This is a genomic window from Enterobacter sp. A103, from assembly GCF_034427535.1.
Lineage (GTDB): Bacteria > Pseudomonadota > Gammaproteobacteria > Enterobacterales > Enterobacteriaceae > Enterobacter > Enterobacter asburiae_B.
The window spans coordinates 187,506-207,888 of record NZ_JAXQPQ010000003.1 but is presented as its reverse complement, the minus strand read 5'-3'; the positions used below and the strand labels follow the sequence as shown (position 1 = coordinate 207,888).

Sequence of the window (20,383 nt, the reverse complement as noted above, 5' to 3'; positions counted from 1 at the left end):
ACTTACCGATAAATCGCGTTATGGAACGGGCTTAAGGCCAGAATCACGGCCTGGTGATAAACGCCTGAACGCGTCAGCGCGCCTGCGGTAAAGACGCCAATCGCCCCTTCTTTACGGCCAATCTCATCGATTCCGGTGTACTGCGACATCACCGGCCCGAGCGCTTCACCCGCACGGACTTTTTCCAGAATGACCTCCGGCAGCGGCAGGGTGGCCGAACGCGCTTCACCGCGCTGCTCGCGGCTTTCGATGACAACCCAGCTAAAGGTTGCGCCTTCGTCGATACCTGCTTCAATCGCTACCCAAAAATCAGCATTCGGTGCTGCGGCCTTAGCGTTTGCCACGCGATTTCGTGCGCCAGCGCGCGTTTCCTCGCTGCCAAACGGCTGTTCAGGTACGCCACTCTCGACGCCGATGGCCTCAATATGGCAGGATCCTGCGCCGAAGATCTCGTCAAATGCCCTTAGAATTGCCTGAATTTTGGCAGGATTAGTGGTAGCAGAGACAACATGGTGCATAATTAAGCTCGATTCAAAAAAAAACTCATCGCAGTATAACGGAAAAAAAGCATGTTACAGGTATACCTTGTTCGCCACGGTGAAACGCAGTGGAACGCCGAGCGACGTATTCAAGGCCAGTCAGACAGTCCTCTCACCGAGAAGGGTGTGCAGCAAGCGTGGCAGGTGGCGGAACGCGCCAGAACGCTGGGCATTACCCACGTGATCACCAGCGATTTAGGTCGCACACAGCAGACGGCGCGCATCATCGCAGATGCCTGCGGCTGCGACGTTATGCTGGAGCCGCGCCTGCGCGAGCTGGATATGGGCGTGCTGGAGAAACGCCATATCGATACGCTGACGGAAGCGGAGGAGGGCTGGCGCCGCACGCTGGTGAACGGTACCGAAGATGGCCGTATTCCTGAAGGCGAATCCATGCAGGAGCTTAGCGTACGCATGCATGCCGCGCTGGCGGAGTGCCTGAAGCTGCCGGCGGGAAGCCGTCCGCTGCTGGTGAGTCACGGGATTGCGTTGGGTTGTCTGGTGAGCACCATTCTGGGGTTACCGGCTTACGCTGAGCGCCGTTTGCGCCTGCGCAACTGCTCCATTTCCCGGATTGATTATCAGGAAAGCGCGTGGCTGGCGTCGGGCTGGGTAGTGGAGATGGCAGGGGACATTTCGCATCTCGATGCCCCTGCGCTTGACGAACTGCAGCGTTAACGACGTATCGGAATCAAGAATTCCATACGCAGATTGATTGGGCCTTCTTCCGGTTTGGCATCCTGCGCCGGGTAGTAGCGCTCAATGTCCTGACCTTTACGGCGATTCAGATTCAGCATCGGCATGCAGGTTCCGTAAACGGTCAGGATAAACTCCTGAACCCCCGTTCCCAGCCCTTCATAGGCGAACATCACGTATTCGCCGCCTTCCAGCACGACTGGCTTCGAACCCTGAATATACCCATTGGCCATCTCTGGCGTCAGCGCGGTGGTGTAGAACACCTCCTGCTCGTCGTCTTTTTCCTGGCTTGGGTGCGTTTCGTTGAGGCCATACAGGATTGGCGGGATCGTCGGTGCGTGGCTCAGGAAGTCGCGCCAGAACTGGACGCGCATCTGATGACGGAACTCTGAAATCTGCTCCAGTGAACAGGAGTAGCTTTGTGTCGTGCCGATCAGATGGGTTTCCGGCAGCGCGACAATTTCATATTTCGGCATCGCGAACTCGCCCAGACGCAGCGGCGGACGCATGCCAAACGAGCTCCAGTCAGGCGAGCGACGATAAAGCGCTGGCGTCAACGAGAACTGTTTTTTAAAGGCGCGGGTGAAGGTCTGCTGCGAATCGAAACGATATTGCAGGGCAATATCCAGAATCGGCCGCGCGGTCAGGCGCAATGCCACAGCAGATTTTGATAAACGACGTGCGCGAATATAGGCCCCGATAGCATGACCGGTGACATCCTTGAACATCCTTTGCAGATGCCACTTGGAATAGCCTGCTTTAGCCGCCACATTATCCAGTGACAAAGGCTGGTCGAGATGACCTTCCAGCCAGGTGAGCAGGTCGCGAATAATTCCAGCCTGATCCATATACTATCCTCATCCTTAAAACAGCAGGTGCCTGATAACAGGTTAGCGGATAATAGCATTTTTTGATGTTTTAGCATTCAGTGTTTTTTTTGCGCATTCATGCTTTTTAGAGCACATTACAGGCAGATATATTCTAATCCTGTGATCTTGCTACATTTTTGTCTAAAGTGTTGAATAATCGCTCAGTGTAATTTTAAAGAATGGTAACAATATGAAATACAAGACTTTGATGTTCACCGCGCTGATGCTGGTGGTCGGGCGCGCGGCGCAGGCAGAACAGATTGGCTCCGTCGATACCGTGTTCAAAATGTTCGGCCCTGACCACAAAATCGTGGTGGAGGCGTTTGACGATCCGGACGTGAAAAACGTCACCTGCTACGTCAGCCGCGCGAAAACGGGTGGTATCAAAGGCGGGCTGGGACTGGCGGAAGATACCTCCGATGCGGCGATTTCTTGTCAGCAGGTGGGGCCGGTTGAGTTGAGCGATAAAATTAAAAACGGTAAAGCGCAGGGCGACGTGGTGTTCCAGAAACGAACCTCGCTGGTGTTCAAAAAGCTGCAGGTGGTGCGTTTCTATGATGCCAAACGCAACACTCTGGCGTACCTTGCCTACTCTGACAAAGTGGTGGAAGGCTCGCCGAAAAACGCGATCAGTGCGGTGCCGATTATGCCGTGGCATTAATTCAGGGATGAATCATGCAACAACCTGTGGTCTGGCTGGTTGAAGACGAAACCAGTATCGCCGATACGCTGATCTACATGCTTCAGCAGGAAGGATTCGCGGTAAAGGCGTTTGAACGCGGTTTACCCGTGCTGGAGGAGGCGCGGCGGCAGGCTCCGGCGCTCGCCATTCTGGACGTCGGGCTGCCGGACATCAGTGGATTTGAGCTTTGCCGCCAGCTGCTGGCGCAGCATCCCTCACTGCCCGTGCTGTTTCTGACGGCGCGCAGTGATGAGGTAGACAAGCTGCTTGGCCTGGAAATGGGGGCTGATGACTACGTTGCGAAACCTTTCTCCCCTCGTGAAGTCTGCGCCCGGGTGCGGACGATTTTACGGCGCATGCAAAAATCCGCTGCGCCAGCAGCAACGTTGCGTATCGGGCAGTTTGAACTGAACGAGCCTGCCGCGCGAATTAGCTGGTGCGGGGAAGCATTGCCCCTGACCCGCTACGAATTCTTGCTGCTCAAAACCTTGTTGCAGGCCCCCGGGCGGGTCTTTTCTCGTCAGCAGCTCATGGACAAGGTGTGGGGTGAAGACGGCGACAGCTTCGATCGTACCGTGGACACCCACATCAAAACCCTGCGCGCCAAGCTGCGGGCTGTGAACGAGGAACTCTCACCCATCAGCACCCATCGCGGTATGGGCTACAGTCTGGGCCTTTACTGATGCGCATTGGGATGCGGCTATTGCTGGGGTACTTCCTGATCGTGGCCATCGCCGCGTGGTTTGTGCTGTCGATCTTTGTTCAGGAAGTAAAGCCAGGCGTGCGCAGGGCAACCGAGGGCACGTTAATCGATACCGCGACCCTGCTGGCTGAAATTGGGCGTGATGATTTGCTTTCGGGCCATGCTCAGCAGGGCAAACTGGCACAGGCCTTTTCTCAGCTTCATCAGCGCCCTTTCCGCGCCAATATCGGCGGGATTCATAAAGTGCGTAACGAGTACCACGTCTACATGACTGATGCGCAGGGGCGCGTCGTGTTTGATTCCGCCGGTCTGGCCGTGGGTCAAGATTACTCGCGCTGGAACGACGTCTGGCTGACGCTTCGCGGCGAATACGGCGCGCGCAGTACCCAGAGCCATCCTGACGATCCGGAGAGCACGGTGATGTATGTTGCCGCGCCGGTTGTGGAGCAGGGCAAGATTATCGGCGTGCTGTCGGTCGGGAAACCTAACAGCGCGATGGCACCGGTTATCCATCGCAGCGAGCGGCGGATCCTGTGGGCAGGCGGGGCGCTGCTCGGCATTGCCCTGCTGATCGGTCTTCTCGTCGCCTGGTGGATCAATCGTTCTATCAGTACGTTATCGCGCTATGCCGACTCGGTGACCACGGATACGCCTCTCCCGCTGCCTAATCCTGGCAGTAGCGAACTGCACAAGCTAGCCCAGGCGCTGGAGAATATGCGCATTCGCCTTGAGGGGAAAAACTACATTGAACACTATGTCCATGCGCTGACCCACGAGCTGAAAAGCCCCATCGCCGCCATACGCGGCGCGGCGGAAATTCTCTCCGAGCAGCCGCCGCCGCAGGTGGCCGCGCGGTTTATCGATAATATTCTGGTGCAAAACGCGCGTATGCAGTCGTTGGTTGAAAAACTGCTCACCCAGGCGCGGCTTGAAAATCGCGTCGAGATTACGCCTCAGACCGTCCGCGTCGACCTGCTGTTTACGCGTCTTGCCGACGCGCGCTCGGCGCTGTTGGCGGCAAAAGAGATTAGGCTGACCCTCCAGCCCGCTTCGCTTCATGTTGAAGGCGATCCCGACCTGCTCGAACAGGCGCTCGGTAATTTGCTGGATAACGCTATCGATTTTACGCCGCAGGGCGGCGCCATTGAACTGGCGGCCCGGGAAGTGCAGGGGCAGATACAGCTGATCGTCACCGACAGCGGAAGCGGGATCCCGGATTACGCGCTGGATCGTATTTATGAGCGCTTTTATTCTCTGCCGCGGGAGAACGGGTTGAAGAGCAGCGGACTCGGGCTGGCGTTTGTTCAGGAGGTGGCGCGTCTGCATCAGGGAGAGATTACATTGCGTAATCGTGATGAAGGTGGCGTGATGGCCACGCTGATACTTCACCGTCCCTTCACATAACTTCAAACTGACCCCACACGGCCTGGTTACGCTCTCCTCATCACAAAGGAGACGTAATGATGAAATCCCCACTGTTCTGGAAAATTAGCACCCTGCTGGGGTGCATCCTGCTGCTGTTAGTTCCGCTGTTTATGGTCAGTAACCTGATATCAGAGCGGGAGAGCTACCGCAATGATGTCGAAAATACGCTTCGCCAGAGTACCAGCGGACCGCAAAAACTGGTCGGCCCGATGATTGCGATTCCGATGACGGAGATCTTTTACAAGATAGAGGACGAGAAGAAGGTCGAATACAAGAAAAGCTATATGCATTTCATTCTGCCGGAATCTCTGGTTATTGAAGGTAACCAGCGCGTTGAGTCGAGAAATATTGGTATCTATGACGGGCAGATCTGGAACACGGACCTGAAGATAAAAGCGCAGTTTAATACCGAAGAGCTGAAGCAGTTGAAAGGGGAAACGATCGCGACAGGGCAGCCGTTTATCGTGACGGGCGTCGGCGACGCGCGGGGTATTGGCACGGTCAGTATCTCTAAAATTAATGGTGAGACCCTAAGCGTGGAACCCGGTTCAGGCGTCTACGGTGCGCTTGCTGGGATCCACATCCCGCTGACCGACAAAGCGCTGGAAGCCAAAACGTTTGCGCTTGATATGTCCCTCAGCCTGGCGGGAACCGGCAGTTTTGCGGTGGTGCCGGTAGGGCGTAATAGCGAAATGACGCTCAACAGCAACTGGCCGCATCCGGGTTTTATGGGCGATTATCTCCCTGTTAAGCATCAGATAGGTGAGTCTGGTTTCCAGGCGAACTGGCAGAGCAGCTGGTTTGCAAATAACCTTGAGAGTTGGTTCTACGGCAAGGAGTCGCCGGAGTGGGAGGCGCTCCCGGCCTTTAGCGTGACGGTAGCGACGCCAGCCGACCAGTATCAATTGACCGACCGGGCAATTAAATACGCTATTTTGCTGATTGCGCTGACGTTTATGGCTTTCTTTGTCTTCGAAACCTTAACCGGATTACGCCTTCATCCGATGCAGTATCTGCTGGTGGGGCTGTCGCTGGTCCTGTTCTATCTGGTGTTGCTGGCGCTGTCTGAACACGTCGGGTTTACGCCAGCCTGGATTGTTGCAAGCCTGGTTGGCGCAGCGATGAACGGAATGTACCTGCAGGCCGTGCTGAAAAGCTGGAAACGCAGCGGGCTGTTTGTGCTGGCACTCCTCGGACTGGATGTTGTGATGTGGTTCCTGCTGCGCTCGGAGGACAGCGCGCTGCTGCTGGGGTCAGCGGTTCTCGCGCTGGCGCTGTTCGCGGTGATGTACCTGACCCGGCATTTCGACTGGTACTCGCTCTCTCAGCCGAAGCGACCTGAGCCACCCGCAGCACCGGATGACGATACGATGCGGATCTGGAAATAAAAAAACGGCGCAAATGCGCCGTTTTTTAATGCGTTAACTGCGGGATTACTCCTGCAGATCGCCGCAGAAACGATACCCTTCGCCGTGGATCGTGGCGATGATTTCCGGCGTATCTGGCGTAGATTCGAAATGCTTACGAATACGACGAATGGTCACGTCTACGGTACGGTCGTGCGGTTTCAGCTCACGGCCGGTCATTTTCTTCAGCAGCTCTGCACGGGACTGAATTTTGCCCGGGTTTTCGCAGAAGTGCAGCATCGCGCGGAATTCACTGCGCGGCAGTTTATACTGCTCACCGTTCGGGCTAATCAGAGAACGGCTATTGATATCAAGTTCCCAGCCGTTGAATTTGTAGCTGTCTACGCTACGACGCTCTTCGCTGACCGTACCCAGGTTCATGGTGCGGGACAGCAGGTTGCGTGCACGAATGGTTAACTCGCGAGGATTGAACGGCTTGGTGATGTAGTCATCCGCACCGATTTCCAGGCCAAGAATTTTATCAACTTCGTTATCACGGCCCGTCAGGAACATTAACGCGACGTTCGCCTGCTCGCGCAGTTCGCGCGCCAGAAGAAGACCGTTTTTGCCCGGCAGGTTAATATCCATGATCACCAGGTTGATATCATTTTCAGAAAGGATCTGATGCATCTCTGCGCCATCGGTCGCTTCAAAGACATCGTAGCCTTCTGCTTCGAAAATGCTCTTTAACGTGTTGCGTGTTACCAACTCGTCTTCAACGATAAGAATGTGCGGGGTCTGCATGTTTGCTACCTAAATTGCCAACTAAATCGAAACAGGAAGTACAAAAGTCCCTGACCTGCCTGATGCATGTCGCAAATTAACATGATCGGCTTAACGTGACTAAAGTACGTAATTGCGTTCTTGATGCACTTTCCATCAACGTCAACAACATCATTAGCTTGGTCTTGGGTACTTTCCCTTTGGACCCGACAGTGTCAAAAACGGCTGTCATCCTAACCATTTTAACAGCAACATAACAGGCTAAGTGACACCAGACACCCAATAAAACTACGCTTCGTTGACATATATCAAGTTCAATTGTAGCACGTTAACAGTTTGATGAAATCATCGTAGCCGAATGCTAGCCTTTGTCACAATTTTTCAATAAACCAACTAGTTGCGGGCATTGATTTATAAACGAAGCGAATCCAATCAGAATAGGGTATTCATGTCGCTATTATCATTATAAAACATAGGGATAATAGTGTTCTGTTAACATTCTAACTGATTGTTCAGACAAGGAATAGTTTAGCGTTTTTAATTTGTTATGAAACGCTATTTCGGTGATTTGTGTTGCATTTTTGTAAATTCGCGCCGCGTAATATGTTGAGGTGCATCACATTTTTGCCCGCTAACTGATTAAAAAGAGAGCATAAATGCATCTGTCGATTGTACTGGTTGCCCCAGCCAGAGCCGAAAATATAGGCGCTGCCGCGCGCGCCATGAAGACCATGGGATTCACCGATTTACGTATCGTGGACAGCACTGCCCACCTGGAGCCTGCGGCTCGTTGGGTCGCGCACGGATCGGGCGATATCCTCGATAATATAACCACTTACGCGACGCTTGCTGATGCGCTGCACGACATTTCGTTTACCGTTGCGACCACCGCGCGCAGCCGGGCGAAGTTCCATTACTATGCCACGCCAGCGGAGCTGGTGCCGATGCTGAGCGAGAAAAGCCAGTGGCTGGATAAAGCCGCGCTGGTGTTTGGTCGTGAAGATTCCGGATTGACCAACGAAGAGCTGGAGCTGGCGGACGTTCTTACCGGTGCGCCGATGGTCGCCGATTATCCCTCCCTGAATTTAGGCCAGGCGGTCATGGTCTATTGCTATCAATTAGCCTCCCTAATACAAATCCCTCAACCACCGGCAGAAGGGGCAAATGAAAATCAGCTGGCTGCCCTGCGCGCTCGCGTTGAGCAACTGTTGTCTCAGCTGGGTGTGGCGGACGATCAAAAAATGGCTGACTGGCTGCAGCAGCGTTTGGGGCGTCTTGAGCAGCGGGACACCGCAATGCTGCACCGTTTGCTGCACGATATTGAAAAAAAATTGGCGGAGTAAAATCCTGTCATAAGTTTTTACTATGGTGAATAAGTCTGTACTGATGGGTTGCACTTGGGCGAATCGGATGAAAATAAATCTGCAAACAGCGGGACGTGAGAGTCTCCCGAATTGTGATCAAATTAAAAATTCGTTGACTTAAGGTGCCCGATCCTTTAACCCTAAAAGAATACAGGACAGACAGATAATAATGACAGAGTACACAACATCCATGAAACGCATCAGCATCACCACCATTACTACAACCATCATCATTACCACAGGTAACGATGCGGGCTGACGCGTACAGGAAAAACAAAAAAAAGCCCGCACCTGAACAGTGCGGGCTTTTTTTTCGGCTAAAGGAAACGAGGTAGAACCATGCGAGTGTTGAAGTTCGGCGGTACATCAGTGGCAAATGCAGAACGTTTTCTGCGTGTTGCCGATATCCTGGAAAGCAACGCCAGGCAGGGGCAGGTTGCTACCGTGCTCTCTGCCCCGGCAAAAATCACGAACCATCTGGTGGCGATGATTGAAAAAACCATCGGTGGCCAGGATGCACTCCCGAACATCAGCGACGCAGAGCGTATCTTCGCTGACTTGCTGCAAGGGCTGGCAGAGGCGCTGCCTGGCTTCCCGCACGCTCAGCTGAAGTCCTTCGTTGAGCAGGAATTCGCACAAATCAAACACGTCCTGCACGGCATCAGCCTTCTCGGCCAGTGCCCGGACAGCGTCAACGCGGCGCTGATCTGCCGGGGCGAAAAACTCTCTATCGCCATCATGGCCGGCGTGCTGGAAGCGCGCGGACATAGCGTGACCGTGATCGACCCGGTTGAAAAACTGCTGGCGGTGGGCCACTACCTCGAATCCACCGTTGATATTGCCGAATCAACCCGCCGTATCGCCGCAAGCAAAATTCCTTCTGACCATATGATCCTGATGGCAGGCTTCACCGCCGGTAACGAGAAGGGCGAGCTGGTAGTGCTGGGCCGTAACGGCTCCGACTACTCCGCCGCAGTGCTGGCCGCCTGTTTACGCGCGGACTGTTGTGAAATATGGACTGACGTCGACGGCGTTTATACCTGCGACCCGCGCCAGGTACCCGATGCCAGACTGCTGAAATCGATGTCGTACCAGGAAGCGATGGAGCTTTCCTACTTCGGCGCCAAAGTGCTTCACCCGCGTACCATCTCCCCGATTGCCCAGTTCCAGATCCCTTGCCTGATTAAAAACACCGGTAACCCGCAGGCACCGGGTACGCTGATTGGCGCGAGTACCGATGAAGACGGTCTGCCGGTCAAAGGCATCTCCAACCTGAACAACATGGCGATGTTCAGCGTCTCCGGCCCGGGGATGAAGGGGATGGTCGGCATGGCGGCGCGCGTGTTTGCGGCTATGTCCCGCAACGGTATCTCGGTGGTGCTGATTACCCAGTCTTCTTCCGAATACAGCATCAGCTTCTGCGTGCCGCAGGCTGACTGCCTGCGCGCCCGTCGCGCGCTGGAGGAGGAGTTCTATCTGGAACTCAAAGAAGAGCTGCTGGAGCCGCTCGCCATTCAGGAGCGTCTGGCGATTATCTCCGTGGTCGGCGACGGCATGCGTACGCTGCGCGGTATCTCCGCGAAGTTCTTTGCCGCGCTGGCGCGCGCCAATATCAATATCGTGGCAATTGCCCAGGGCTCGTCAGAGCGCTCAATTTCTGTTGTCGTGGACAACGATGACGCGACCACCGGCGTACGCGTGGTTCACCAGATGCTGTTCAACACCGATCAGGTTATCGAGCTGTTCCTGATTGGCGTCGGCGGCGTGGGCGGCGCGCTGCTGGAGCAGGTGAAGCGTCAGCAGGAGTGGCTGAAGAAGAAACATATCGATCTGCGCGTCTGCGGGATCGCCAACTCCAGAGCGCTACTCACCAACGTTCACGGTCTGAACCTGGAAAACTGGCAGGCCGAGATGAACGAGGCGAAAGAGCCGTTCAACCTGGGCCGCCTGATCCGTCTGGTGAAAGAGTATCATCTGCTTAACCCGGTGATTGTCGACTGTACCTCGAACCAGGCGGTGGCCGACCAGTACGCCGACTTCCTGCGCGAAGGGTTCCACGTGGTGACGCCGAACAAAAAGGCCAACACCTCGTCGATGGATTACTATCACCAGCTGCGTCTGGCGGCGAGCAAGTCGCGCCGCAAGTTCTTGTACGATACCAACGTGGGCGCGGGCCTGCCGGTTATCGAGAACCTGCAGAACCTGCTGAACGCGGGCGACGAACTGCAGCGTTTCTCCGGCATTCTCTCCGGCTCGCTGTCCTTTATCTTCGGCAAGCTGGATGAGGGGATGAGCCTCTCGGACGCGACCCGCGCCGCACGCGAGCTGGGCTATACCGAGCCGGATCCGCGTGACGATCTCTCTGGTATGGACGTGGCGCGTAAGCTGCTGATTCTGGCACGTGAAACGGGCCGTGAGCTTGAGCTTTCCGATATCGTGATTGAACCGGTCCTGCCGGCAGAATTTGACAGCAGCGGTGATGTCGCTGCATTCATGGCAAATTTGCCGCAGCTTGACGATGCTTTTGCCGCGCGCGTTGCGAAAGCCCGTGATGAAGGTAAGGTATTGCGCTATGTTGGCAACATTGAAGAAGATGGCGTGTGCCGGGTGAAGATTGCCGAAGTGGATGGCAACGATCCGCTGTACAAAGTTAAAAACGGCGAAAACGCCCTCGCGTTTTACAGCCACTATTATCAGCCATTGCCGCTGGTGCTTCGCGGCTATGGCGCAGGGAACGATGTTACGGCGGCGGGTGTGTTTGCCGATCTGCTGCGTACCCTGTCATGGAAGTTAGGAGTTTAACATGGTCAAAGTTTATGCCCCGGCTTCCAGCGCGAATATGAGCGTCGGATTTGACGTGCTGGGCGCGGCGGTGACGCCGGTGGATGGTTCACTGCTGGGCGATACGGTCACGGTGGAAGCGGCAGACAGCTTCAGCCTGAACAATGTGGGCCGCTTCGCCAGCAAACTGCCGTCTGAGCCGCGCGAAAATATCGTCTATCAGTGCTGGGAACGCTTCTGTCAGGAGATCGGCAAAAACGTGCCGGTTGCCATGACGCTGGAAAAAAGTATGCCGATTGGCTCGGGGCTGGGTTCCAGCGCTTGTTCGGTGGTCGCCGCGCTGGTGGCGATGAACGAGCACTGCGGCAAGCCGCTGAACAACAACCGCCTGCTGGGGTTGATGGGCGAGCTGGAAGGGCGCATCTCCGGCAGCATTCACTATGACAACGTGGCGCCGTGCTTCCTCGGCGGCATGCAGCTGATGATCGAAGAAAATGGCATCATCAGCCAGCAGGTGCCAGGGTTTGATGAGTGGCTGTGGGTGCTGGCCTATCCGGGCATTAAGGTCTCTACCGCGGAAGCGCGTGCGATCCTGCCCGCGCAGTATCGTCGCCAGGACTGTATCGCCCACGGGCGTCATCTGGCGGGCTTTATTCACGCCTGCTACACCCGTCAGCCGCAGCTGGCGGCGAAGCTGATGAAGGACGTCATTGCTGAGCCGTACCGCACGAAGCTGCTGCCCGGCTTTAACGAGGCGCGACAGGCATCGATGGATATCGGCGCGCAGGCGTGCGGCATCTCCGGCTCCGGCCCGACGCTGTTCGCCCTGTGCGACAAGCCTGACACCGCGCAGCGCGTGGCGGACTGGCTCTCTAAACACTACCTGCAAAATCAGGAAGGCTTTGTTCATATTTGCCGTCTGGACACGGCTGGCGCACGAGTACTGGGATAATTAATGAAACTCTATAACCTTAAAGATCATAACGAGCAGGTCAGCTTCGCGCAGGCGGTAACTCAGGGGCTGGGCAAAAATCAGGGGCTGTTCTTCCCGCATGACCTGCCGGAATTCCAGCTGACCGAGATCGACGAGCTGCTGAAGCAGGACTTCGTCACCCGCAGCACCAAAATTCTGTCTGCGTTTATCGGCGACGAAATTCCGCAGGAGCTTCTGGAAGAGCGCGTGCGTGCGGCGTTCGCTTTCCCGGCGCCGGTGAAGCAGGTTGAGCCTGACGTTGGCTGCCTGGAGCTGTTCCACGGTCCGACCCTGGCGTTTAAAGACTTCGGCGGCCGCTTTATGGCGCAGATGCTGACCCACATCAGCGGCGACAAACCGGTGACCATCCTCACCGCGACCTCCGGCGATACCGGTGCGGCGGTGGCGCATGCCTTCTACGGACTGAAAAACGTCCGCGTGGTGATCCTCTATCCGAAAGGCAAAATCAGCCCGCTGCAGGAAAAACTGTTCTGTACGCTCGGCGGCAACATTGAAACCGTGGCGATCGACGGTGATTTCGATGCCTGCCAGGCGCTGGTCAAGCAGGCTTTCGACGACGAAGAGCTGAAGGTGGCCCTGGGTCTGAACTCTGCCAACTCCATCAACATCAGCCGTCTGCTGGCGCAGATCTGCTACTACTTCGAAGCGGTGGCGCAGCTGCCGCAGGAAGCGCGCAACCAGCTGGTGATCTCCGTGCCGAGCGGTAACTTCGGTGACCTGACGGCAGGTCTGCTGGCGAAATCCCTGGGTCTGCCGGTGAAACGCTTTATCGCGGCGACCAACGCCAACGACACCGTGCCGCGCTTCCTGAAAGACGGGAAGTGGGCGCCGAACGCCACGCAGGCGACGCTCTCCAACGCGATGGATGTGTCACAGCCGAACAACTGGCCGCGCGTGGAAGAGCTGTTCCGCCGTAAGATCTGGCGTCTGGGTGACCTGGGCTACGCCGCGGTGACGGATGAAACCACCAAAGAAACCATGCGCGAGCTGAAGGCGGTGGGGTATACCTCTGAACCGCACGCGGCGATTGCCTACCGCGCGCTGCGCGACCAGCTTAACCCGGGTGAATATGGCCTGTTCCTGGGCACCGCGCATCCGGCGAAGTTCAAAGAGAGCGTGGAAGCGATCCTGGGCGAAACGCTGCCGCTGCCGAAAGAGCTGGCCGAGCGCGCCGACCTGCCGCTGCTGTCACATGAGCTGCCCGCGGATTTTGCCGCGCTGCGTAAGCTGATGATGACGCGCGCGTGATTGTGTTGCCCGGTGGCGGCTACGCCTTACCGGGCCTACAACGACCACGACGACCTCATCGTAGGCCGGGTAAGGTGAAGCCACCACCCGGCTTTTTTATGGAGAAATTAAGGAGAGAAAAAGCAGGAAAAAAGCAGAAATTCCCAATAAATGCGGTCACTTAGCGTTTAGGATTGCAGAGAATAACATCCCCCGTTCCCCTCGCGTACTCTCCTTACATCGGCCCACGTTGGGCAAGAAGAATAAGGAGTCACCTGTGTCTACACTGAAACCTGCACTCATCGCGCTTTCACTGGTGCTGGCCGCCCCCATGGCGGTTCAGGCATCTGAAATTACCCTCGTACCTGCGGTCAAACTGCAGATTGGCGACCAGGATAACAACGGTCATTACTGGGACGGCGGCCGCTGGCGCGACCACGACTGGTGGAAAGCGCACTATGACTGGCGTGATAACCACTGGCGTCCACATGATGAGCATCGTAAACACGACGCTCGTCACGATGACCATCACCACGATGACCGCCGCGACGATCGCGGCCCGGACTGGAAACACCATTAATGCAAAACCCCGCCAGCTGGCGGGGTTTGTTTTTACTGCTCGTGGCGCTTAAATACCAGCTCGCCTTTCCCTGACGATACTTCGTCAAAGAAATAGCCTTCGCTGTTAAATTTGGTTAACTGCTCCGGCTTCGTCAGGCGGTTCTGGATGATGTAGCGGCTCATCAGGCCGCGCGCTTTCTTAGCGTAGAAGCTGATCACTTTGAACTTACCGTTCTTCTCGTCGAGGAATACCGGTTTGATAATCTCCGCATCCAGCTTTTTCGGCTTCACCGACTTGTAGTATTCGTCGGATGCCAGGTTAATCACCACGTTATCGCCCTGAGCGTGCAGCGCCGCGTTCAGCTTATCGGTAATGATATCGCCCCAGAAATGGTACAGGTCTTTGCCTTTGGCATTTTCCAGGCGAATCCCCATCTCCAGACGATACGGCTGCATCAGATCCAGCGGGCGCAGTACGCCGTACAGACCCGACAGCATGCGCAGATGCTGCTGGGCAAAATCGAAATCGGCTTCGCTAAAATCTTCCGCCTGCAGGCCGGTGTAGACATCACCTTTAAACGCCAGAATCGCCTGGCGAGCGTTAGCCGGGGTGAAATCCGGGTGCCACTCGTGAAAGCGGGTCGCGTTAAGATCGGCCAGCTTGTCGCTGATGCTCATCAGCGAGGCGATTTGCGGCGCAGAGAGCTTACGCGCTTCGCGGATCAGCTGTTGCGAGTAGTCCAGCAGTTCAGGCTGGGTATAGCGCTCGGTGGCGAGCGGGCTCTGGTAGTCGAGCGTTTTTGCAGGTGAAATCAGAATCAGCATATCCAGTCCTTGCAGGAAATTTAGAGCGACTTTAGCAAAAAATCGCCCTGAATTGATCGATAGCTGTTATTGCCGCGGCAAATCATCCCACGTGCCGGGGGCAAGCTGCGCCTTAATATCGGGATAGCGGGCGGGATCAAATACCGGCGGAACGCCGAGTTTGCGCTGACGCAGATAGTCTCTGGCAATCAGGGTCACAACGGGCGAGAGCAGCAGGATAGCGGTGAGGTTCGTGATCGCCATTAGCGCCATAATGATATCGGCCAGCTGCCAGACCAGCGGCATACTGAGGAAGGAGCCAGCGATGATCATCAGAATGACCGCGAGCCGCAGGGCTCCGATTGCGGTACGGGAGTCGAGCTTCAGGAAAATAAGGTTATTTTCGGCGTAGAGGTAATTCACCACAATCGAACTGAAGGCAAACAGTACCAGGACGAGCGAGACAAATCCTGCTCCCCAGCCGCCGGTCAGGTTCACCAGCGCCTGCTGGAGAAGCTGTATCCCGGCGGTTCCTGAGGAGTGCGGGACGGGGCCTGCCAGCAGCAAAATCATGGCGCTGGCGGAGCAGATGATAATGGTATCGGTAAAGACGCCAATCATCTGCACAATGCCCTGTGCGGCCGGGTGCGGCGGCCAGGAAGAGGCGGCAGCGGCCGCGTTGGGGGTTGACCCCATTCCGGCTTCATTGGAGAACATGCCCCGCTGAAAACCCGCCATCAGCGCCTGGCTAAAGGTATAGCCCAGCGCCCCGGAGGCCACCTCGCGCCAGCCAAAAGCGCTTTTGACGATGGTCGCAATCACGCCAGGCACCTGGTCGATATGCAGGGCGGCGACGAACAGGCTCGCGACAACCCAAAGCAGCGCCATAACGGGAACCAGCCACTGCATCAGGCGGGCAACGCCCCTGAGACCGGCAGAAATGGTGAGCAGAACGACGAGGGCTAAAGCAATACCGGCGACCCACTCCGGGCAGGAGAAGGCATAGCGCAGGGCATTGGCGACAGAATTTGCCTGGACGGTATTAAAAATAAGACCGTATGCGAGCAGTAAAAAAAGCGAGAACAGAACGCCCATCCAGCGCATCCCCAAACCACGCGCCATGTACCAGGCAGGACCGCCGCGAAACTGGCCGTTTTTATCTTTCTCTTTATACAGCTGGGCGAGCGAACTTTCGGCAAAGGAGGTGGCCATTCCGAGTAGCGCCGTCACCCACATCCAGAAGACCGCGCCTGGCCCGCCGGCGCTGATGGCCAGCGCAACGCCCGCCAGATTCCCGCTGCCGAGGCGTGCCGCCAGGCTGGTACAGAGTGCCTGGAACGACGTTAATCCGCCCGGCTGGGGCGTAACGCTGTTTTTCAGACTTCTGCCAAACTTGCGAATATAACGAAACTGGATAAACCCACTGCGTAGCGTAAACCAAATACCTGCTCCCAGAAGCAGGTAAATCATTATCGAACCCCACAGGACTTCGTTAATAAAGAAAAAGAAATCAGGCATTAACGTCCCTCTTGTTGATGCCAAAGTGAATATGTAAGCGCTACCACTGATTGGGCATGCTGTTGCTTAGCAGCCTGTTAATCTTCCGAGTTTACCATACTCTACCTAAGCGCACTGTCTGCGGTTGCGCTACCCCTCCGTCGTGTTATCATCAGGGCAGACCGGTTACATCCCCCTAACAAGTAAACCTGTCATTTTTCCGCTGCAGACATGCTGTCGGTAGCGTGAATTATCCAGGGCACGTTAAAAGAGAAACACTATCATGACGGATAAATTGACCTCCCTTCGTCAGTTCACCACTGTCGTAGCTGACACCGGAGATATCGCGGCAATGAAGCTGTACCAGCCGCAGGATGCCACAACTAACCCTTCTCTGATCCTTAACGCCGCACAGATCCCTGAGTATCGCAAACTGATTGACGACGCAGTGACCTGGGCGAAAGCACAGAGCAACGACCGCGCGCAGCAGGTTGTGGATGCCACCGACAAACTGGCAGTGAACATCGGTCTGGAAATCCTGAAGCTGGTTCCTGGCCGTATCTCTACCGAAGTGGATGCACGTCTCTCCTACGACACCGAAGCGTCTATCGCCAAAGCGAAACGTCTGATCAAAATGTACAACGATGCAGGCATCAGCAACGACCGTATCCTGATCAAACTGGCTTCTACCTGGCAGGGTATCCGCGCGGCAGAGCAGCTGGAAAAAGACGGTATCAACTGTAACCTGACCCTGCTGTTCTCCTTCGCGCAGGCGCGTGCATGTGCAGAAGCAGGCGTATACCTGATTTCTCCGTTCGTGGGCCGTATTCTGGACTGGTACAAAGCCAACACCGATAAGAAAGAGTACGCGCCGGCTGAAGATCCAGGCGTGGTTTCTGTTACTGAAATCTACGAATACTACAAACAGCACGGCTATGAGACTGTGGTTATGGGCGCAAGCTTCCGTAACGTCGGTGAAATCATCGAGCTGGCTGGCTGTGACCGCCTGACCATCGCCCCTGCGCTGCTGAAAGAGCTGGCAGAAAGCGAAGGTACCATCGAGCGTAAGCTGTCTTACACCGGTGAAGTGAAAGCGCGCCCAGAGCGCATCACTGAATCCGAGTTCCTGTGGCAGCACAACCAGGATCCAATGGCTGTAGATAAGCTGGCGGACGGTATCCGTAAGTTTGCTGTTGACCAGGGCAAACTGGAAAAAATGATCGGCGACCTGCTGTAATCATTCTGCGTGACCGGGCTTCCGGTCACGCGACTTCTTTCGTACCCTGTCTGAATCTCCTCTCTGCGTGTATCATTCCCTTTAATCAGTACTTTTTGAATGGAATGGATATGAATACCTTACGCATCGGCCTAGTGTCGATTTCTGACCGCGCCTCCAGCGGTGTTTACCAGGATAAAGGCATCCCCGCTCTGGAAGAGTGGCTTGGCAGCGCGCTGACCACCCCCTTTGACATTCAGACCCGCCTGATCCCTGACGAACAGCCGATCATCGAGCAGACGCTCTGCGAGCTGGTGGATGAGATGAGCTGCCACCTTGTTCTGACGACGGGCGGAACCGGCCCCGCGCGCCGCGACGTGACGCCGGACGCAACGCTGGCGATTGCCGATCGTGAAATGCCGGGCTTTGGCGAGCAGATGCGCCAGATAAGTCTACACTTTGTCCCGACGGCCATTCTTTCCCGTCAGGTGGGCGTAATCCGCAAACAGGCATTGATTCTGAACCTGCCGGGGCAGCCGAAGTCGATCAAAGAGACGCTGGAAGGGCTGAAAGCGGAAGATGGCAGCGTCCTCGTTCACGGCATCTTTGCAAGTGTACCGTATTGTATACAGCTCCTTGACGGCCCCTATGTGGAAACCGATGAGAAAGTGGTAGCAGCTTTTCGCCCGAAAAACGCACGTCGCGAAACAATCTCCTGAAATTAACCAATATGTGACATTAGCTGAAGCGGCGATGGCGTGGTAAAGCTTTTACGGTATAGTAATTTTTTCTTTACGACTGCTGTAAAAATAAATCCACAATACACGCAAATGGTTCGCTATGTCACATAACACCCGACCTCTGAATCGACAGGACTACAAAACTCTCACGCTCGCGGCCTTAGGCGGTGCGCTGGAGTTTTACGACTTTATCATCTTCGTCTTCTTCGCCGCCGTGGTGGGAGAGCTCTTCTTCCCGGCGGATATCCCGGATTGGCTGCGTCAGGTGCAAACCTTCGGCATTTTTGCCGCCGGGTATCTGGCGCGTCCGCTGGGCGGCATTATCATGGCCCACTTTGGCGATCTGGTCGGGCGCAAGAAGATGTTTACCCTTAGCATCCTGCTGATGGCCGTGCCGACGCTGGCTATTGGTCTGCTGCCCACCTATGCCTCGATGGGCATTCTCGCTCCGTTGCTGCTGTTGCTGATGCGCGTTCTTCAGGGCGCGGCGATTGGCGGTGAAGTGCCGGGCGCGTGGGTGTTTGTCGCGGAGCATGTTCCGGCGCGCCGCATTGGAATCGCCTGCGGAACCTTAACCGCGGGGTTAACGGTAGGGATTTTGCTCGGTTCCGTCGTCGCGACAATTGTCAACACCAGCATGACGCAGCAGGCCGTGCACGACTGGGGCTGGCGTATTCCGTTCCTGCTGGGCGGGGCGTTTGGTCTGGTCGCGATGTACCTGCGCCGCTGGCTGCAGGAGACGCCGATTTTCCTCGAGATGCAGCAGCGCAAAGCGCTGGCGCAGGAGCTGCCGGTGAAGGCGGTCGTGGTACGTCATAAAAAAGCGGTGGTGGTGTCGATGCTGCTCACCTGGCTGCTTTCGGCGGGCATTGTGGTGGTGATATTGATGTCCCCGGTGTGGCTGCAAAAGCAGTACGGTTTCGCCCCTGCCGTGACGTTACAGGCGAACAGTATCGCGACAATCATGCTCTGCTTTGGCTGTCTGGCCGCCGGGCTGGCGGCAGATCGTTTCGGCGCCAGCGTTACCTTTATCGTCGGCAGCCTGTTACTGGCCGCATCAAGCTGGGCGTTTTACCATCTGGCGGGCAGCCATCCTGAACAGCTGTTCCTGCTGTACGGCACGGTAGGGCTGTGCGTGGGCGTTGTCGGGGCGGTACCGTACGTGATGGTCCGCGCGTTCCCGCCGGAGGTACGCTTCACCGGGATCTCATTTTCCTACAACGTGTCGTATGCCATTTTCGGCGGGCTGACGCCGATTGCGGTGACGGTGCTGATGGGCGTGTCGCCTATGGCGCCAGCCTGGTATGTACTCGCGCTTTCGTTGATGGGGCTGGGATTAGGGATTTGGCTGGGGCAGATGAAGGGATGTCGTGCCCGCGAAGCGGACACGACAGAGGGATCAGTGTTTTTCACCAATCGGTAGAATGGTGCGGTCAAACTGTTCGTTCAGCACTTCACCCATTGCGAGGTAGATAGCGCTTGCGCCGCAAACCAGACCAATCCAGCCTGCAACATGAACGATGCCTTCGTTATCCACCAGGTGTCCGATCGCCAGCAGGGCGAACAGCACGGTCAGGCTCAGGAAAACGAACTGCAGCATGCGGTTACCTTTCAGGGTACCGAAGAACATGAACAGGGTGAAGACGCCCCACAGGCCCAGGTAAACGCCCAGGAAGTGGGCGTTTGCCGCGTCTGCCATGCCCATTTTAGGCAGCAGCAGAATGGCAACCAGGGTCAGCCAGAAAGAACCGTAAGAGGTGAAGGCGGTTAAGCCGAAGGTATTGCCTTTCTTATATTCCAGCAGGCCCGCGAAGATTTGCGCGATACCGCCGTAAAAAATGCCCATCGCCAGGATGATGCCATCCATCGGGAACATCCCGATATTGTGCAGGTTCAGCAGGATAGTGGTCATGCCAAAACCCATCAGGCCCAGCGGAGCCGGATTAGCCAACTTAGTGTTGCCCATAAGTCCTCAAAAAAATCATCATTAATATGGTGAAATGGTTAAACCCGCGTCAGTTCTCCCTGACTGGGCGCGGCATCATAATGGGCGCAATCGGTGGCGTCTATGATCTCATCAGGGTGAAATTAAAATTTTTTTTATGCTTGCCCCTTGATGGATGCCGTCGCGACCCCATCTTGTAGTCAACCGCAGT

21 protein-coding genes and 1 other annotated feature are annotated in these 20,383 nt (G+C 55.9%); of the genes, 15 read left to right on the top strand and 6 right to left on the bottom strand.

Going from position 1 to position 20,383, the window contains the following annotated elements:
* Window positions 1-2: 2 nt before the first annotated feature.
* Window positions 3-518 (bottom strand): inosine/xanthosine triphosphatase, encoded by a 516-nt coding sequence (yjjX, locus tag SPH27_RS11345; protein WP_120159185.1) that lies wholly within the window; start codon window positions 516-518, stop codon window positions 3-5.
* Between the two features lie 51 nt (window positions 519-569).
* Between yjjX and gpmB the strand changes: the two genes are divergently transcribed.
* On the top strand, window positions 570-1,217 hold the full coding sequence (gpmB, locus tag SPH27_RS11340; protein WP_023310332.1) for a 2,3-diphosphoglycerate-dependent phosphoglycerate mutase GpmB: 648 nt from the start codon (window positions 570-572) through the stop codon (window positions 1,215-1,217).
* Here the strand turns inward: gpmB and robA are convergent.
* The gene (gene robA, locus SPH27_RS11335) at window positions 1,214-2,083 is read right to left on the bottom strand and encodes an MDR efflux pump AcrAB transcriptional activator RobA (protein ID WP_023310333.1); all 870 of its coding nucleotides are present in this window, start codon (window positions 2,081-2,083) and stop codon (window positions 1,214-1,216) included. The two genes, gpmB and robA, sit on opposite strands and share 4 nt — an antisense overlap.
* Window positions 2,084-2,294: 211 nt before the next feature.
* On the opposite strand from robA, the gene creA reads away from it, so the two are divergent.
* Genes creA through creD form a run of 4 tightly spaced genes read left to right on the top strand, consistent with a single transcriptional unit; the run spans window position 2,295 to window position 6,302 of the window.
* Window positions 2,295-2,765, top strand: a complete 471-nt coding sequence (creA, locus tag SPH27_RS11330; RefSeq protein WP_058840514.1) for a protein CreA — start codon at window positions 2,295-2,297, stop codon at window positions 2,763-2,765.
* Between the two features lie 14 nt (window positions 2,766-2,779).
* Window positions 2,780-3,469 carry a two-component system response regulator CreB gene (gene creB / locus SPH27_RS11325; protein ID WP_047060200.1) on the top strand — a complete coding sequence of 230 codons (690 nt, stop codon included), beginning with the start codon at window positions 2,780-2,782 and terminating at the stop codon, window positions 3,467-3,469.
* Window positions 3,469-4,893, top strand: coding sequence for a two-component system sensor histidine kinase CreC (gene creC, locus SPH27_RS11320; RefSeq protein WP_047060198.1), 1,425 nt, complete (start codon window positions 3,469-3,471; stop codon window positions 4,891-4,893). Before creB ends, creC begins: the two co-directional genes overlap by 1 nt.
* Window positions 4,894-4,949: 56 nt before the next feature.
* Window positions 4,950-6,302 (top strand): cell envelope integrity protein CreD, encoded by a 1,353-nt coding sequence (creD, locus tag SPH27_RS11315; RefSeq protein ID WP_182071488.1) that lies wholly within the window; start codon window positions 4,950-4,952, stop codon window positions 6,300-6,302.
* Window positions 6,303-6,347: 45 nt separating this feature from the next.
* On the opposite strand, the gene arcA is transcribed toward creD, so the two are convergent.
* Entirely contained in the window at window positions 6,348-7,064 is a 717-nt protein-coding gene (gene arcA, locus SPH27_RS11310) for a two-component system response regulator ArcA (protein WP_003856501.1), read from the bottom strand.
* Window positions 7,065-7,159: 95 nt separating this feature from the next.
* Between arcA and yjjY the strand changes: the two genes are divergently transcribed.
* From yjjY to SPH27_RS11275, 7 genes are all read left to right on the top strand, one after another.
* The gene (gene yjjY / locus SPH27_RS11305; protein ID WP_085928893.1) at window positions 7,160-7,300 is read left to right on the top strand and encodes a protein YjjY; all 141 of its coding nucleotides are present in this window, start codon (window positions 7,160-7,162) and stop codon (window positions 7,298-7,300) included.
* A gap of 399 nt (window positions 7,301-7,699) precedes the next feature.
* Complete coding sequence (locus tag SPH27_RS11300; protein WP_029740855.1) at window positions 7,700-8,386, top strand: tRNA/rRNA methyltransferase; 687 nt, start codon at window positions 7,700-7,702, stop codon at window positions 8,384-8,386.
* Window positions 8,387-8,597: 211 nt separating this feature from the next.
* Window positions 8,598-8,666 (top strand): thr operon leader peptide, encoded by a 69-nt coding sequence (gene thrL, locus SPH27_RS11295; RefSeq protein WP_015572623.1) that lies wholly within the window; start codon window positions 8,598-8,600, stop codon window positions 8,664-8,666.
* Window positions 8,605-8,722: a sequence feature (Thr leader region), on the top strand. It overlaps the preceding gene by 62 nt.
* Before the next feature lie 24 nt (window positions 8,723-8,746).
* Window positions 8,747-11,209 (top strand): bifunctional aspartate kinase/homoserine dehydrogenase I, encoded by a 2,463-nt coding sequence (gene thrA / locus SPH27_RS11290; RefSeq protein WP_039260867.1) that lies wholly within the window; start codon window positions 8,747-8,749, stop codon window positions 11,207-11,209.
* 1 nt (window position 11,210) lies between these two features.
* Window positions 11,211-12,140, top strand: a complete 930-nt coding sequence (thrB, locus tag SPH27_RS11285; protein ID WP_032660770.1) for a homoserine kinase — start codon at window positions 11,211-11,213, stop codon at window positions 12,138-12,140.
* Window positions 12,141-12,143: 3 nt separating this feature from the next.
* Window positions 12,144-13,430: a threonine synthase gene (thrC, locus tag SPH27_RS11280; RefSeq protein ID WP_039260864.1), complete on the top strand. Its 1,287-nt coding sequence runs from the start codon at window positions 12,144-12,146 to the stop codon at window positions 13,428-13,430.
* Window positions 13,431-13,686: 256 nt separating this feature from the next.
* A complete protein-coding gene (locus tag SPH27_RS11275; protein WP_182071487.1) occupies window positions 13,687-13,989 on the top strand; it encodes a DUF2502 domain-containing protein in 303 nt (100 codons plus the stop codon).
* Window positions 13,990-14,021: 32 nt separating this feature from the next.
* Here the strand turns inward: SPH27_RS11275 and yaaA are convergent, their stop codons facing one another.
* The gene (gene yaaA, locus SPH27_RS11270) at window positions 14,022-14,795 is read right to left on the bottom strand and encodes a peroxide stress protein YaaA (RefSeq protein WP_182071486.1); all 774 of its coding nucleotides are present in this window, start codon (window positions 14,793-14,795) and stop codon (window positions 14,022-14,024) included.
* A gap of 66 nt (window positions 14,796-14,861) precedes the next feature.
* Window positions 14,862-16,292: an alanine/glycine:cation symporter family protein gene (locus tag SPH27_RS11265; RefSeq protein ID WP_069303649.1), complete on the bottom strand. Its 1,431-nt coding sequence runs from the start codon at window positions 16,290-16,292 to the stop codon at window positions 14,862-14,864.
* A 262-nt stretch (window positions 16,293-16,554) separates the two neighbouring features.
* On the opposite strand from SPH27_RS11265, the gene tal reads away from it, so the two are divergent.
* The 3 genes from tal (at window position 16,555) to SPH27_RS11250 (ending at window position 19,650) form a co-directional block, all read left to right on the top strand.
* Complete coding sequence (gene tal / locus SPH27_RS11260) at window positions 16,555-17,508, top strand: transaldolase (RefSeq protein ID WP_023310342.1); 954 nt, start codon at window positions 16,555-16,557, stop codon at window positions 17,506-17,508.
* 110 nt (window positions 17,509-17,618) lie between these two features.
* Window positions 17,619-18,206 (top strand): molybdopterin adenylyltransferase, encoded by a 588-nt coding sequence (gene mog / locus SPH27_RS11255; protein ID WP_023310343.1) that lies wholly within the window; start codon window positions 17,619-17,621, stop codon window positions 18,204-18,206.
* Window positions 18,207-18,327: 121 nt separating this feature from the next.
* Window positions 18,328-19,650, top strand: a complete 1,323-nt coding sequence (locus SPH27_RS11250) for an MFS transporter (protein ID WP_101744432.1) — start codon at window positions 18,328-18,330, stop codon at window positions 19,648-19,650.
* Here the strand turns inward: SPH27_RS11250 and satP are convergent.
* Window positions 19,627-20,193, bottom strand: coding sequence for an acetate uptake transporter (gene satP, locus SPH27_RS11245; protein WP_023334461.1), 567 nt, complete (start codon window positions 20,191-20,193; stop codon window positions 19,627-19,629). The two genes, SPH27_RS11250 and satP, sit on opposite strands and share 24 nt — an antisense overlap.
* Window positions 20,194-20,383 lie beyond the last annotated feature (190 nt).